This window comes from Pseudoalteromonas holothuriae (assembly GCF_945859825.1).
Lineage (GTDB): Bacteria > Pseudomonadota > Gammaproteobacteria > Enterobacterales > Alteromonadaceae > Pseudoalteromonas > Pseudoalteromonas holothuriae.
Window position 1 is genome coordinate 55,315 of record NZ_CAMAPC010000021.1, and the last position, 15,673, is coordinate 70,987.

Below are 15,673 nucleotides of genomic sequence, written 5' to 3' on the forward strand. Positions count from 1 at the left end.
CCTTTAAGGTTATCCTATTGCTTGACTTTAATGCCTAGGCTGTCCCAAATCTCGTCTACACGTTGTTTTGTGGTGTCATCCATTACAATAGGCTCTCCCCATTCTCGGTCGGTTTCTCCAGCCCATTTATTGGTTGCATCTAAACCCATTTTTGAACCTAGCCCTGAAACGGGTGAGGCGAAATCTAGATAATCTATTGGCGTATTATCAATTAGTGTTGTGTCTCGGGTTGGGTCCATTCTGGTGGTGATGGCCCAAATCACATCATTCCAATCTCGGGCATTGACATCATCATCACATACTATCACAAACTTGGTATACATAAATTGCCTAAGGAAAGACCAAACGCCCATCATTACACGTTTTGCATGACCTGGATATTGCTTCTTCATAGTCACTATCGCCATACGGTATGAGCACCCTTCAGGCGGTAAATAAAAATCTACAATTTCGGGGAACTGCTTTTGTAAAATTGGTACAAACACTTCGTTTAGTGCAACCCCTAAAATTGCAGGCTCGTCAGGTGGGCGGCCTGTGTAGGTGCTGTGATAAATAGGGTCTTTACGGTGGGTAAGGTGAGTGACTGTCATAACAGGAAAGTCATCCACTTCATTGTAGTACCCCGTGTGATCACCATATGGTCCCTCAGGTGCTACTTCACCGGGCATGATATACCCTTCAAGTACTATTTCTGCGTTAGCTGGTACTTGTAAATCGTTGGATAGAGACTTTACAACTTCAGTTTTAGCACCGCGCAACAGTCCTGCAAATGCATATTCGCTAAGGGTGTCAGGCACGGGGGTCACTGCGCCGAGAATAGTGGCAGGGTCAGCGCCTAATGCCACTGATACCGGGTACGGTTCACCAGGGTGTTCTTTACACCATTCTTGAAAGTCCAACGCACCACCGCGGTGAGATAACCAACGCATGATGATTTTATTTTTACCTAACAATTGTTGGCGATAGATGCCTAAGTTTTGACGTTTTTTGTAAGGTCCACGGGTAACGGTTAAACCCCAAGTAATCAGAGGGGCTGCATCACCTGGCCAGCAATGTTGAATAGGCAACTTCGTTAAATCGACATCTTCACCGCTAAGTACAACTTGCTGACAGGGCGCTTTGCGCACTTCTTTGGCTGGCATATTTAGCACTTGCTTATATGCCGGTAACTGACCAAGGGCTTCGCGAATACCTTTAGGGGGTTCTGGTTCTTTTAAAAAAGCCAGTAGTTTGCCAACTTCTCGTAAAGCGCTCACATCATCTTGGCCCATCCCCATGGCGACGCGCTTTGGTGTACCAAATAAATTGGCTAAAACGGGAATATCAAACCCAACTGGATTTTCAAATAGCAGAGCCGGGCCGCCAGCTCTGAGTGTGCGGTCGGCTATTTCGGTCATTTCTAGCTTGGTTGAAATAGGCTGAGAAATACGTACTAATTCGCCTTGCGCTTCTAAGCGCGAGATAAAATCTCGCAAGTCTTTATATTTCATTTGATTACTAGACATCTGAATTTGTCATAAGTATAACAAGATGACTTTGAAATGGCAGTAACCTGCGCTTTATTTGATGTTGTGCAATACTTGAAGCTGCCATATGTTTTAAAAGGGTGTGCTTTGCTCTATAGTCGGCCTCGAGCCTTAATTTTTGTGGTGGCTAGATTGAAAATTATAAAAACAATCACGTTGTATTTAGCTTTGTATTGTAGCAGTGTGGCTGCACTGTCTTCGCATGACCCCGTTTTTTTGCAACATAGTGCGGTGATGATGGTCATTCACCCTCAGTCGGGTCAGATTATTGCGGCAAACAATTCTGCTGCAAAGTTTTATGGTTACCCGCCTGACGAACTTACGCGCATGCGTATTCAAGATATTAATCAACTTAATGCAGAGCAAGTGGCACAAGAGCGAACGCAAGCATTGGCTGAGGGTCGCAATTATTTTATTTTTCGCCATGAATTAGCTGATGGCTCACTAAGAACCGTGAGTGTATATTCAACCCCATTTGTTGATGAGAATGGACGGTCACAGTTGTTATCTGTGATCCATGACATAAGCACCCAGCGGGAGTTGCAAGATTCACTCTGGTATTATCAAAATAACTTAGAAGAGCAAGTACAGGCTCAAACGCAAGAAATTCAGCAAATAAATAATATGCGTATGCTGTTATTAGCTTCGACCATCGTTATTTTGTTGGTCTCAATAGCGGTGTTGAGTGTTTTATTTTTACGCTTACGTACAGCCAAACTACGCTCAGAGGCACAAGGTGCAAGATTAGAAGCCATTTTTAATGGTATTGATGACCTGTTAATTTTTACAGATGAGCATGGCACAATTTTATCCACCAATAAGCGAGTTGCGGATAGGTTTGGCTCTCAAACGCAATGGCTCAATCAATCAATCGCAAAGATGTTAAAAAACAACCCTTGTACGAATGAAAGTTCATGTCATCAAATTCCATATGAGTTGCAGGTTCAAAATCAAATTAGCACCTTCAGTGTAACTAAAAATCCAGTATTAGATATTAATAGGCAGCTACTAGGTTATATATATGTGTTGCAGGACATTAGTGAGCTTTTAGCTCAAGAAAAAGAGCAGCGCTTAGCTCGAACAGTATTTGAGACCACCAGTGAAGGGGTTATGGTGTCAGATAAGAACAACCGTATTCAAATGGTTAATCGTGCCTTTAGTGAAATCACTGGATTTAGCGGTGATGAAGTCATGGGGCAGTCACCTGCTATGTTTAACTCTGGGCATCATGGTCATGCTTATTTTAGTCGGCTGTATCAAACATTAAATGAGCGTGGGCACTGGGAAGGGGAAATTTGGAATCGTCGTAAAAGCGGTGATGTATTTCCTAGCTGGTTACAAGTGTCAGCGGTATTTGACCAACAGGGTGATATTGAGATGTATGTCGCTTTATTTAACGATATAACCTCTCGTAAACATCATGAACAAATGATGTGGCAACAGGCAAACTTTGATACTTTGACTGGTTTAGCGAATCGCCCTCATTACCATGAAAAGTTTGATTTGGCGCTAGAAGTGGCCAAAGATCAACAAACGCGTTTAGCCATCTGTTTTATTGACTTAGACCGCTTTAAGGCAATCAATGACACTTTGGGGCATCATATTGGCGATCTACTACTGATTGAAGCCGCGCAACGTATTCAAGATTGCACGCGTAGTAGCGATACGGTGGCGCGCCTTGGAGGTGATGAATTTGCCATATTACTCACGGATATTAAGAGTATTCGAGATGTCGAGATGATTGCTAATAAGATTTTACATCAATTAAGTAGTCCGTTTGTACTTGAAGGTCATGATGCTTTTGTATCTGGCAGTATTGGCATTACGTTTTATCCTGACGATGGAGATGATCGTAAAGTATTACTGCGTAATGCGGATAGCGCGATGTATAAAGCCAAGGAGCATGGTCGCAATTGCTTTCAGTTTTATACCAGTGCAATGCATGAAAATGCCAAAGCACGCAGTTTACTTGAAGGAGCATTGCACAAAGCTCTGCCGAACAAAGAGCTGTCTGTTGTTTATCAGCCTATTCAAGATATGCAAGAGGAGCGAATAGGGTGTGAGGCGTTATTACGCTGGCGTAGTGAAATTCTGGGTGATGTATCACCGATGGAGTTTATTCCTATCAGTGAAGAGCTTGGCCTTATTTTGGCTATGGGGGAATGGGTGTTATACCAAGCTTGTGCGCAGGCGAAAAGTTGGTATGAACAAAGTAGTAAACCATTTTTTGTGACTGTTAATGTCTCAAGCACCCAGTTCAAACGCCAAGATGTGGCTGTGTTAGTGGCTCAAGTGCTGCGAGATACAGGCTTACCAGCGAAGAGTCTAACGCTTGAAATTACTGAGAATGTACTCGCCGATAACTCAGATCATATCTTAAGGCAGCTGCGCTCATTAAGAGGTATGGGAGTTGAACTGGCCATTGATGATTTTGGAACTGGTTATTCATCATTGAGTTATCTAAAACGCTTTCCGCTGTCAAAATTAAAAATTGATAAAGAGTTTATTCAAGACTTACCAAGCGATGCTGAAGACAGGGCGTTGGTAAAGGCAATTATTTCTATGGCGGCAAACTTAAACTTGAAGGTTGTTGCTGAAGGGGTTGAAACAATAGAGCAACTTGGATTACTAAAGCAATTAAACTGTGATTTTACACAAGGCTATTATCACAGTCGACCACTGAGCGCTGAAGATTTTACGGTCTATTTAGCGCGTTTCAATGAGTCACGTTAGTATGTAATTCACTTGTGGCTGAACGCTGCGATATGAATAGCCTATTTAAAAACGGTCGCCAGTAAGCGACCGTTTATTAAGTTTATTTACCTTTACCTGTGAGCTTCGTTTTTGCATTTGCAGCCATTATGGCAAATACAGCGTAAGCTGCAGTATTTTGCTTAAGTTTACGAGGGTCAACTTTATCTAAAGTATCATCAGCAGTATGGTGATAGTCAAAGTAATCGGTACCATTTTGATGCAATGCAAAAATAGGCGCATTGGTTACTTGGTTAAGTGGGATGAGATCAGGGCCGCCGTGCGCGTTATTAGCATTGACGTATTCAATATTTAGTGGCGCAAGTTGCTGAGCGATAGCTTTGACTACAGGCAGTGCATTAGCGGCAACATTTGACTCAAAGGCATAGACTACATCAGCACCAAAGTCAGACTCGGCAGCCGCAACGATATTATCTAATTGTTCTGCATGGCGTTTAAAGTAAGCTTTTGCGCCCCAAAGGCCAAGCTCTTCTGCGGCGAATAACACGACTCGAATACTGCGCTTTGGCTGTGCGATTTCACTAATATGTTTAGCTGCAGCCATCGTTAGGGCAACGCCAGCACCATCATCTAAAGCGCCAGTGCCTAAATCCCATGAATCTAAGTGGCCGCCAATCAAGACATATTGCTCAGGGAATTGAGATCCCGTAATTTCACCAATCACATTATAGCTAGTACCCTCACCAAGGTCCTCAGTTTGGATATTCATATTGACCGCAACTTCGTGGCCGCCATTGATTAGCCTCTCTAATTGATCAGCATCTGGATTTGAAATTGCAGTATTAGGTATTTTACTAATACCAGCTTGATAACCACTTGCTCCGGTATGAGCAAAACGGTGATGGCCTGTACTAACAGAGCGCATCATGTAACCGATAGCCCCTTTTTTAGCAGCTTCCACGGCACCACTACGACGAGCACGTACGGCAGGACCGTAGCCATTACCATCTATATGGCGTTTCATACGGTAATTAACAAAAGCAATTTTATCTTCAAGGCTATTTTTTGGTGCAGCGATAAGTTCATCAAAGGTGTTAAACATCACCACAGGAGCGGTAATGCCTTGAGCCGGTGTACCAACGCTATTACCCAATGCAGTTAAGCGCAAAGGTTGCTTACTTGGAGTAACAATACTGCCCGCTTCGTGATGTCTGCGCCAGTGAGGAAAGGTGGCCGGTTCGGTCCAAACTTTGTCAAAACCAAGCGTTTTAAATTGCTGCTGCGCCCACTTAACCGCTTTTTTATCATTCTCACTGCCGGGCATGCGTGGTCCAACTTCAGTTGTTAAAGATTCTAATAGCTGCCAACTTAGGTTGCTTTTTAGTGCTTGTTCTCTAACGTTTTTTACTTGTTCTAACTGTTCAGGTGTAAATTCTTGTGCTTGGGCTATGCCGAACAGTGGCATGAGGGCACATAATGTGGTTAGCAGTTTTTTCATTGTATTCTTTGGCTCGCGAGTATAGAAAATAGTCTACTATTGTCGCACTTTTACAAATCCCAGCCAAACAAATAGGATTAAATACCGAACGGCTGTGATATTCGTGCAGATAGATTTCTGCTAGAATTGCGCATAATTTAATGCATTGAGAAAGACACATGAATACAGCGGCATTTAATACTTTACCGTTAGCACCTGAGTTTTTAGACACTTTGGCTGATTTAGGGTTTAAAAGCATGACACCTATACAGGCACAAAGCTTACCAGTGGTTTTATCAGGTAAAGATGTAATAGCACAAGCAAAAACTGGCTCAGGCAAAACGGTTGCGTTTAGCTTAGGTGTTTTATCACGTTTAAATGTAGCGCGTTTTCGCATACAAGGTTTGGTGCTTTGCCCAACGCGAGAGCTGGCAGAGCAAGTTGCAGCAGAAATGCGTAAGCTTGCGCGTGGTATTCACAATATCAAAATTTTAACCTTATGTGGTGGGGTGCCGATTGGACCACAAATAGGATCGTTAGAACATGGTGCTCACATTATTGTAGGTACACCGGGGCGCATAGAAGATCATCTATTTAAGGGTACTCTAAATTTAACTGAAGCAACTAGCTTGGTACTTGATGAAGCCGACCAAATGTTAGATATGGGCTTTGCCGATGCGCTGGATAATATTGTTTCGTATTTACCAAAGCGAAGGCAGACTTTGCTATTTAGTGCAACTTACCAAAAGCGTATTGAAGCCATTGCTGAGCGTGTTATGCATGACCCTCAAATGGTTAAAGTAGAAGAGCAAGAGGTCAATACTAGTATTAAGCAGTTGTTCTTCAAGTTGGATAACAACAAGCTGCGTTTTAACACTCTACGCCTGTTGCTTTTACAGCATAAGCCGCAAAGTTGTGTGGTGTTTTGTAATACCAAAGTGGAAACACAAAAAGTGTGTGACGATTTACAAGATGCTGGTTTTAACACGGTGACATTGCATGGCGATTTAGAGCAGCGAGAACGAGAACAAACATTAGTGCGCTTTGCCAATAAAAGTGCATCTATTCTCGTGGCGACTGATGTTGCAGCACGTGGTCTAGACATTGATGATATGGACATGGTGATTAATTATCATTTAGCGCACGATGCACAAACCCATGTTCACCGTGTTGGTCGCACCGGCCGTGGTGGTAAGAAAGGCTTAGCTTGTTCTATTTATGGAGAAAGTGAAACGTTTAAAGTGGCTCAGATAGGAGATGTATATGAGCGTGATTTTGAACCATCTCCTGCGCCTTCATTAAATTTACTCGATAAACCCCCTTTTAAGCCTGACATGATCACCTTACAAGTCGATGGTGGTAAAAAACAAAAGGTACGCCCTGGTGATATTGTGGGAAGCTTAACCGGTGAGCAAGGCATTGCATTTGCACAAATAGGTAAAATTAACGTATTGGACAATACCGCGTATGTTGCCGTTGCTCGGGATGCTGCAAAACCTGCATTTCGCAAGCTCAGTGAGGGTAAACTGAAAGGTCGAAAGTTTAGAGTTCGTCGCGTTAATTAAGTGTTTTCAGGTGCGCTTTAAGTAATTCATATTCATATTTGAGTTGTTTAAAGCGCTCGCCATTACCATCAGTTTTATCAGGGTGATGGGTTAGCGCATGCTGTCGCCAGCTTTTCTTCAATTGAAACGCTTTATAAGGGTAACTTAATTGCCATTGCTGGCAAATCGATTGTATTTGATCTTCGGTAGTAAGTATTGTGGGCTTTACTCGTGCGAACTTTTGCCAAAAACTATCCAATAACTCGATCACGTCTTGCTCACTTGTTTCATAATTTGTCCAATCTAGATAGTATGATCGTAATTCGTCATGGGCTTGTGGTGTACTTTTTCCCAACTCGGTGAGCTGAATATGCATACTACTCACGCTTAAGTAAAATCCTTCGTGAATTAATTCTTGTTGTAGTTGATATAGCGCATTCATAATTAAAAAGTTTCTTTTAAACAAATCTTTATGAGGGTCTTTGTCTAATTGAGATAGATTTTTGCTGATATTTAAAGTTGTACTTATTGTGTGTACTTTGTGTGCATGTTGGTCTGAGACCACCATGAAAATAGCATCGATAAGGGGGTTGAGCATTGTTCCACCATTTGAGTTAGTGTATCTTCAGCATAGCATTATTTTTGTTTAACGTGGTGGGTACAAGGATGGTAAAGGGGTTGTTTCATCGGATGATGATATATGTTTTATTGATATTACATATAGGCATAGCTGAAGCTATACAAGAGTCATCGTTAGCCACACAAATCACCCAATTGGGAGAGATTGATAATTGGCAAGATATTTCCATTCAAGGGCAGCAGTTACTGTCCCACCCAGATTTAACTGAGAAATTACGTTTTGAGTTACATAAATCATTGGCCAGAGAGGCATTTAAACGTGATGATTTTAAAACTGCAGAGGTATATTTAAAGAGAATCGAAACGGAATATGCATCAAGGATAGTGAGCGATGGGTACTATTTTTCTGTTAAGTTATTAGCGATCAGTGCTTATCGTCAAGGTCGCTATTTTGATGCTGTTGAGCTGTATTCAAAAGCATTGGATATAGCCGCTGAGCGTGATAATCCCTTAGAGCTGGCTAATATGCACAATAACTTGGGGCTAGTCTATGTAGATACCAACGAGCTTGACTTGGCAGTTGCTCATTACGGTGAAGCTCAGAAGCTCTATCAGCAACATGGTGATCTACAATACCAAGCAGACATTAACTTAAACTTATCAATGGTCTATATCCGTCAATATCGCTTTGATATTGCACAAGAGATGCTTGATACAGTCATAAAGCAATTTACCGAATTAAATGATGAATATGGAATTGCGCTTGCGCATTCTTATTTGGCAGAAATATTTATTAAAAAAGGTTTAATGAACTCAGCTAGGCACTATTTACAATCAGCTATTGATTATTACGAATCTGAAAATGATATGGACCATTTAATGATTCAATATGCGAATTTGGCAGATGTAAGTATTGCTCAGGGGAAATTCGATAAGGCTGAAAAGGAAGCAAATTTTGCCTTATATTATGCTGAGAAAATTAATAGTATAACAGGCAGGATGAAAGGCCTTTTTCCGCTAGCAAAAATATTCTTTGTACAAGGAAAGTTAGCGCAGGCAAGGGAAATGATTAATGAATCACTTAGCTTAGCCACACAATTAGGTGCGCGATCGATAGAAAAAGATGAATTAGCCACGTTGGCTTTGATCCAAGCGAGTTTAGGTGAGCATGAAGCTGCATGGGTTAATTTTACGCGCTATCAAACCAAGCAATATGAGTTCTTAAATAAAAATGTACTTGAAAAAATGGTTGAGTATCAAAATCGTATTGAAGATTATGATCTGAACCGGGAGATCACTGAGCTAAAACAGAAGCAGGCTTTTCAGGCGCTGCAAATTGATAAGCGAGAACAGGTTATTTGGCTCAGTGCTATGGTTGTATTATCACTCTTTATTGCGGTTGTGAGCCTTTATTTTAAGCAAGCTGAAAAAAATGCCAAGGTGCAATTACGTGAAAAGGTTGCAGAGCGCACTGCAGAATTACAAAGAGTTGCTGATGAACTGCGCCAAGCGAATCAAGTTAAAAATCAATTCTTAGCTAATATTAGCCATGAGATTAGAACACCGTTAACCTCTATCATCGGTCAAGCAGAGGTGATGCTCAATGAGCACCAGAGTAACCTTGAACTTAAAGTCCCCCTAAGTGTTATCCAGCGCCAAGGTGAGCATTTAAAAAGTTTGGTGAGTGATGTGCTTGATTTGAGCCGTATTGAAGCGCAACGACTTGAGCTTGAATACACAGAATTCTCAGTGCGAAGTTTACTAGATGATATCAGCGGTATGTTTAACAACGCCTGCATAGTTAAGGATCTTGAGTTTAATGTTAAAGGTGACTTTGATGATTCTATAATAGTAAACCTCGATTATATGCGCGTTAAGCAAATTTTAATCAACTTGTTGGGCAATGCTGTGAAGTTTACTGAGCATGGCCAGATTGGTGTGCATGTAAGCTGCCAACCGTCAGGGCTCATTTTTAAAGTGTTCGATACGGGAATTGGCATGAGTCATGAACAGTTAGGACGAGTGTTTGAAAGTTTCCAACAAGGTGATAATAGCATTACGCGTCGTTTTGGTGGTTCAGGATTAGGGTTGTGCTTGTCTCAACAGCTTACCGATATGATGGGTGGCAGCATTAGTGTTAATAGTGAATTACACAAGGGCAGTGAATTTATTGTGTTTATTCCTTGCTCGCCGATTCATAGTGAGTTGCCTAGTATCCAAGAGCAAAAGCAAGAGGCTAACTGGGATTATGGTAGCGTATTAGTTGCAGAGGATCATGATGACAATAGGGCTTTGTTTAAGCGTGTTATTGAGCAGCTTGGATTAGAGGTGTTGGTGGCCAAAAATGGTGAGGAGGCTGTTGAAATGTGCTTGAGAGAGTATCCTGATATTGTATTTATGGATATACAAATGCCAAAAATGGATGGCGTGGAAGCTCTTAATTTGTTACATCAATCAGGCTTTGATCAGCCAGTTTATGCATTAACGGCTAACGTGATGGAGCATGAGATAAGGTCATATTTAAAAGTTGGCTTTACAGGTCATCTTGGTAAACCTTTAGACCGTAAAATGCTGGTGAAGGTTTTGCAGCGACATTTATCAAGCACATCAGTGTCTTCGCCTAGTCAAGTCGACATGAGTGATTTAGTTGCAAGCTTTGTGGCAACTTTACCCAGTGAACGAACCTCTATTATAGACTTTTGGCAATCGCAACAATGGTACAATTTGCAAAGAGCGTGTCACCGCTTGTCAGGCGCTGCCAGCACTTTCAACTTTGTCACACTCGGGAATATTGCACGCCAGCTAGAGAGTTTGTTAAAAAGTGAGCAGTATAAGCAGGCTGAGAGTTTGTATTTAATTTTATGTGACGAGTTGTATCATATCAGCGAATCAGAAGAGCTCAGCGCCGGATAAATGATTCTGTGAAACAAAAAAGCCTGTAAAAACAGGCTTTTTATCAGAGTAACATTTCTTATTTACGACGCATTAAGTCAAAAAACTCATCGTTAGTTTTACTCATTGATAATTTATCTATCAAAAATTCCATGGCATCGATTTCTGACATATCATGCACAATTTTGCGCAAGATCCACATCTTTTGCAATTCATCCGTTTTTGTCAACAGCTCTTCACGGCGCGTTCCAGAGCGGTTAAAGTCAATAGCAGGGAACACACGCTTTTCAGCAATCTTACGATTAAGGTGTAGTTCCATATTACCGGTACCTTTAAACTCTTCATAGATAACTTCATCCATCTTAGAGCCAGTATCAATAAGGGCTGTGGCGATAATGGTTAAGCTACCGCCTTCTTCTACGTTACGAGCAGCACCGAAGAAGCGCTTAGGTTTATGCAATGCATTGGCATCCACACCACCTGTTAGTACTTTACCCGACGATGGGATCACCGTGTTATAAGCACGTGCTAAACGAGTAATAGAGTCAAGCAAGATGACAACATCTTTTTTATGCTCTACTAAACGTTTGGCTTTTTCTATAACCATTTCCGCTACTTGTACGTGGCGGTTGGCAGGTTCATCAAATGTTGATGCAATGACTTCACCTTTCACTAGGCGTTGCATCTCTGTTACTTCTTCAGGGCGCTCGTCAATTAACAATACCATAAGTGTTGCATCTGGATTGTTGTAAGTGATTGACTGGGCTATATTCTGTAGCAGCATCGTCTTACCCGCTTTAGGCGGTGCAACGATGAGGGCACGTTGCCCTCTACCAATCGGTGATGCTAAATCAAGTACACGGGCAGTAATATCTTCAGTACTACCATTACCGCGTTCCATTACAAAGCGCTCGTTAGCATGAATAGGCGTTAGGTTTTCAAATAAAATCTTAGTACGAGAGTTTTCAGGCTTATCGAAATTAACCTCGTTGACTTTGAGCAACGCAAAATAACGTTCACCATCTTTAGGTGGTCGAATAAGGCCACTGATGGTATCACCTGTGCGCATGCTAAAGCGTCGAATCTGGCTAGGTGATACATAAATATCATCTGGACCAGCTAAGTAAGAAGCTTCTGAAGAGCGTAAAAAGCCAAAGCCATCTTGTAAAATTTCTAAAACACCGCCGCCGTAAATGTTTTCACCACTTTTGGCGTGGGCTTTTAAAATGGCAAAAATAATGTCTTGTTTTCTAAGACGGGCTACGTTTTCGAGTCCCATGGACTCGGCTAGTTTTACAAGTTCGTTAATTGACTTGTCTTTAAGTTCGCGTAAATGCATATTGGTGGGTTCTTTATTTCACTTGTCATTCTCGATAAACGAGAGAGGTTGATTTGATAAATCTAAAGGTTAGTAGGGATATAAATTAGCAGCTAGGCTGCTGGGCGTCCAGTCTTTATACAAATTTTATGTAAAAAATCTAAAATTAACTGGAAATTCTTACATTACATACCCGTTTTTATAAACGGGTATGTAATTTTCAACGTCTTAAACGTTGCTTTCTAAAAACTCAACAAGTTGAGTTTTAGACAATGCGCCAACTTTGGTTGCTGCAACTGCACCATCTTTAAAAAGTAACAATGTCGGTATACCGCGAATACCAAATTTAGGGGGGGTACCAGCATTTTGGTCAATGTTTAATTTACCAATCGTTACTTTGTCTGCTAGTTCTTCAGCTACTTCGCTTAAGATAGGAGCTATCATTTTACAAGGACCACACCACTCGGCCCAAAAATCTACTAATACTGGCTTATCTGATTTAAGTACATCTGCTTCAAAGCTGTCATCGGTAAGTTGAATAATTTTGTCGCTCATTGCGCTCTCCATTAGAATTTGGCGAATTATTTAGTGCGTATTTAAACACTCTTGTTTCTTATTGCAAGTTTAAACGTTATGCTTTATTGCTATGACTAAGACACATTTGACCAATAAAAAATTTTCTGACTTTGCTTTAGCACCGGAAGTGGTCGCCGGTTTAACTGAGAATGGCTTTGAATATTGTACGCCAATCCAAGCAAAGTGTTTACCTTTTGTAGTTGAAGGGCGCGATATTGCGGGCCAAGCACAAACGGGGACAGGTAAAACATTGGCTTTTTTAACAGCCACTTGCCACCGTTTACTACAAACAGAAGGTGTTTCCAGAAAGCACCCAAGAGCACTGATCATGGCCCCTACTCGGGAGCTAGCGATTCAGATACATAAAGATGCACAAGTTATTGCGCCACAGTGTAATTTAAAACTAGGTTTAATATATGGTGGCGAAGAGTATGAAAAACAACGGTCGCAACTAGAAAATGGTGTAGATATTTTAATTGGCACAACTGGACGGCTAATCGACTTTTACAAACAAGGCGCTTACAGCCTGAATGAAATTGAAGTTGTGGTGTTAGATGAAGCAGATCGCATGTTTGATCTTGGCTTTATTAAAGACATTCGTTATTTATTTAACCGCATGCCTGATACATCAGAGCGCTTAAATTTACTATTTTCTGCAACATTATCTTATCGCGTGCAAGAGCTGGCTTTTGAGCATATGACAAACCCAGAACATGTTCAGATTGAACCAGATGTAAAAACAGGAAAACGAATTCAAGAAGAGTTATTTCACCCATCACATGATGATAAAGTTCCATTGCTACTGACTTTGATTGAAGAAGAATGGCCTGAAAAAGCGATTGTATTTGCTAATACTAAGCAAAGTTGTGAAAACGTATATGCTTGGCTTAAAGCTGATGGGCATCGAGTAGGGCTATTAACGGGTGATGTTAATCAGAAAAAACGTCAAAGTATTTTGGCGCAGTTTAGCAAAGGTGAAGTAGACTTCTTGGTCGCAACTGATGTTGCCGCCCGTGGATTACATATCCCTGAAGTAAGCCATGTATTTAACTTTGACTTACCTGATGACTGTGAAGATTATGTACACAGAATCGGTCGTACGGCCCGAGCGGGGGCTTCTGGTCATGCTATTAGTTTTGCATGTGAGCAGTATGCTTATAACTTACATGAAATCGAATCATATATTGAGCACTCTATCCCATTGTCACATTATGACAAGTCAGCATTGCTAGATGATTTGAACAAGCCTAATATTCAAAGAAAAAGGAACTACTCATCTGGACCACGAAACCGTAGTAACGGACGTCGCCAAGGTAGTTACCAAAAGCAACGCTCTAATTAATCATTAGAGCGATCACATTGGTACTTGTTTCTAGAGGTTTAAAGTAGTGACGCAAAAAATTCCTCACAGTGACGTATTTGCGGTTATTGATTTAGGTTCAAATAGCTTTCATATGCTAATTGCACGACATGTTGCCGGTGGTGTGCATACCATCGGACGAGTTAAGCGCAAAGTGCGTTTGGCAGCTGGTTTGGATAGGAATAATGTGTTGTCTGACGAGGCGATGCAAAGGGGGTGGGAATGTTTGGCGTTGTTTGCTGAGCGATTGCAAGATATCCCCAAACAAAATATTAGTATTGTCGCCACAGCGACATTACGACTAGCTAAAAATGCAGACGAGTTTAAATCGCGTGCTGAACAAATTTTGCAAAACAAAGTCAATGTTATCAGTGGTGAATTAGAAGCAAAGACAATCTATAAGGGTGTTGCCCATACATCTGCATGCCTAGGACGTCAGTTGGTTATAGATATTGGCGGCGCAAGTACAGAGGTTGTGATTGGTAAAGGGTTTCATGCATTGTTATATAAAAGCCTAAATATGGGTTGTGTAACATATCTAGAATGCTTTTTTTGTGACGGCTTATTAAGTAAAAAAAATTTTACTGAGGCGATCTCTGCTGCTACTTCAGTGATTAAACCAATTCAAAAAGATTATATTGATATGGGCTGGGAGCTTGCAATTGGAGCTTCTGGTACTGTGCAGGCTATTCAAGAGATCCTTGCGGCTTGCGGTCACAGTGACATGCTGACTTTACAAAAGTTAGAAGAGATCCAAATTCAGGCAATGGCTTGTCAAAGTATAAAGCAGCTTGATTTGCCTGGGTTAGGTGAAGAGCGTCGGTTGGTATTTGTTTCTGGCCTGGCAATTTTAATTGCTCTTTTTAAGTCATTAAAAATTAGTCAAATGGGACTCGCTGGTGGTGCGCTTAGAGAAGGTGTGCTTTATAGTATGATCCCAGAATTACATAATTCTGATATTTGTAAACGAACGCTCGATAGTTTTATGGATCGTTACCATGTCGATAAACAACAAGCTTCGTATGTGACTGAGTTAAGCTTATCTTTGGCTAAACAATTATGTGATGATTGGCAATTAGATATAGATATTGCTAAAAAAATCTTAAGTGCAGTGGCAAGCGTACATGAAATTGGCTTAATCGTAGATTATAAGCTTTATCATCAACACAGCGCTTATATTTTGAGCCATACATGTATGCCAGGTTACTCAAAAATTGAAAAACAGCTTATTGTAGCTTTAACGGCATCCCATCGAACTGATATTAATATTAAACAGTTCAATAATTTATCTGCAAAGGAAACTCTAGCAAAGCGCCTGAGTCGTATTATCCGCATTGCTGTTATTTTATCAATGCGTCGACAAGATGATATAGTGCCACCGGTGCGAATCGTATCTGATGAAAGCGATTTCCTCACAATTAGCTTTGAAGCTGATTGGTTAATTAACCATCCTTTAATGGAAAGTGAACTTGAACAAGAAGCTCAATATCAAAGAAGGGTTGGTTGGGATATACAAATAAAGCGTGATTAAGCGCTTTATTTGTATATAAAACTATCAAAAACAGCCTTTTCGTTCAAAAATAGTGCGAACAACCTGTTTTTGTCACTTTTCTTAAAAAAAGCGCTTGCGCTTTTTATTCATCGCCCTATAATGCGACCCCACTGACACGGAGCGCTACGCACAATAAG

The 15,673-nt window shown here is 41.0% G+C and carries 10 protein-coding genes; 5 read left to right on the forward strand and 5 right to left on the reverse strand.

Features of this window, described 5'->3' with window-relative positions:
* Positions 1 to 14 precede the first annotated feature (14 nt).
* Positions 15 to 1,490, reverse strand: a complete 1,476-nt coding sequence (gene ubiD / locus OCI93_RS18500; protein ID WP_261595071.1) for a 4-hydroxy-3-polyprenylbenzoate decarboxylase — start codon at positions 1,488 to 1,490, stop codon at positions 15 to 17.
* Between the two features lie 168 nt (positions 1,491 to 1,658).
* Between ubiD and OCI93_RS18505 the strand changes: the two genes are divergently transcribed.
* Positions 1,659 to 4,259, forward strand: a complete 2,601-nt coding sequence (locus OCI93_RS18505; protein WP_261627013.1) for a sensor domain-containing protein — start codon at positions 1,659 to 1,661, stop codon at positions 4,257 to 4,259.
* A gap of 82 nt (positions 4,260 to 4,341) precedes the next feature.
* Here the strand turns inward: OCI93_RS18505 and OCI93_RS18510 are convergent, their stop codons facing one another.
* On the reverse strand, positions 4,342 to 5,736 hold the full coding sequence (locus tag OCI93_RS18510; protein ID WP_261595073.1) for a M20/M25/M40 family metallo-hydrolase: 1,395 nt from the start codon (positions 5,734 to 5,736) through the stop codon (positions 4,342 to 4,344).
* A gap of 158 nt (positions 5,737 to 5,894) precedes the next feature.
* Between OCI93_RS18510 and dbpA the strand changes: the two genes are divergently transcribed.
* Entirely contained in the window at positions 5,895 to 7,280 is a 1,386-nt protein-coding gene (gene dbpA / locus OCI93_RS18515; RefSeq protein ID WP_261627014.1) for an ATP-dependent RNA helicase DbpA, read from the forward strand.
* On the opposite strand, the gene OCI93_RS18520 is transcribed toward dbpA, so the two are convergent.
* Positions 7,273 to 7,857, reverse strand: a complete 585-nt coding sequence (locus tag OCI93_RS18520) for a DNA-J related domain-containing protein (protein ID WP_261595075.1) — start codon at positions 7,855 to 7,857, stop codon at positions 7,273 to 7,275. The genes dbpA and OCI93_RS18520 overlap by 8 nt on opposite strands.
* 92 nt (positions 7,858 to 7,949) lie before the next feature.
* On the opposite strand from OCI93_RS18520, the gene OCI93_RS18525 reads away from it, so the two are divergent.
* Positions 7,950 to 10,751: an ATP-binding protein gene (locus OCI93_RS18525; RefSeq protein ID WP_261595076.1), complete on the forward strand. Its 2,802-nt coding sequence runs from the start codon at positions 7,950 to 7,952 to the stop codon at positions 10,749 to 10,751.
* A 58-nt stretch (positions 10,752 to 10,809) separates the two neighbouring features.
* Here OCI93_RS18525 and rho read toward each other — a convergent pair whose 3' ends face one another.
* Both rho and trxA read right to left on the reverse strand, forming a co-directional pair.
* On the reverse strand, positions 10,810 to 12,069 hold the full coding sequence (rho, locus tag OCI93_RS18530) for a transcription termination factor Rho (RefSeq protein ID WP_261595077.1): 1,260 nt from the start codon (positions 12,067 to 12,069) through the stop codon (positions 10,810 to 10,812).
* A 207-nt stretch (positions 12,070 to 12,276) separates the two neighbouring features.
* Positions 12,277 to 12,603 carry a thioredoxin TrxA gene (trxA, locus tag OCI93_RS18535; RefSeq protein ID WP_261595078.1) on the reverse strand — a complete coding sequence of 109 codons (327 nt, stop codon included), beginning with the start codon at positions 12,601 to 12,603 and terminating at the stop codon, positions 12,277 to 12,279.
* A gap of 91 nt (positions 12,604 to 12,694) precedes the next feature.
* Here trxA and rhlB point away from each other — a divergent pair, with 91 nt between their 5' ends.
* Together rhlB and gppA are read left to right on the forward strand one after the other, a co-directional pair.
* Entirely contained in the window at positions 12,695 to 13,966 is a 1,272-nt protein-coding gene (gene rhlB, locus OCI93_RS18540) for an ATP-dependent RNA helicase RhlB (RefSeq protein WP_261595079.1), read from the forward strand.
* Positions 13,967 to 14,012: 46 nt separating this feature from the next.
* Positions 14,013 to 15,515, forward strand: coding sequence for a guanosine-5'-triphosphate,3'-diphosphate diphosphatase (gppA, locus tag OCI93_RS18545; protein WP_261627015.1), 1,503 nt, complete (start codon positions 14,013 to 14,015; stop codon positions 15,513 to 15,515).
* Positions 15,516 to 15,673: the final 158 nt, after the last annotated feature.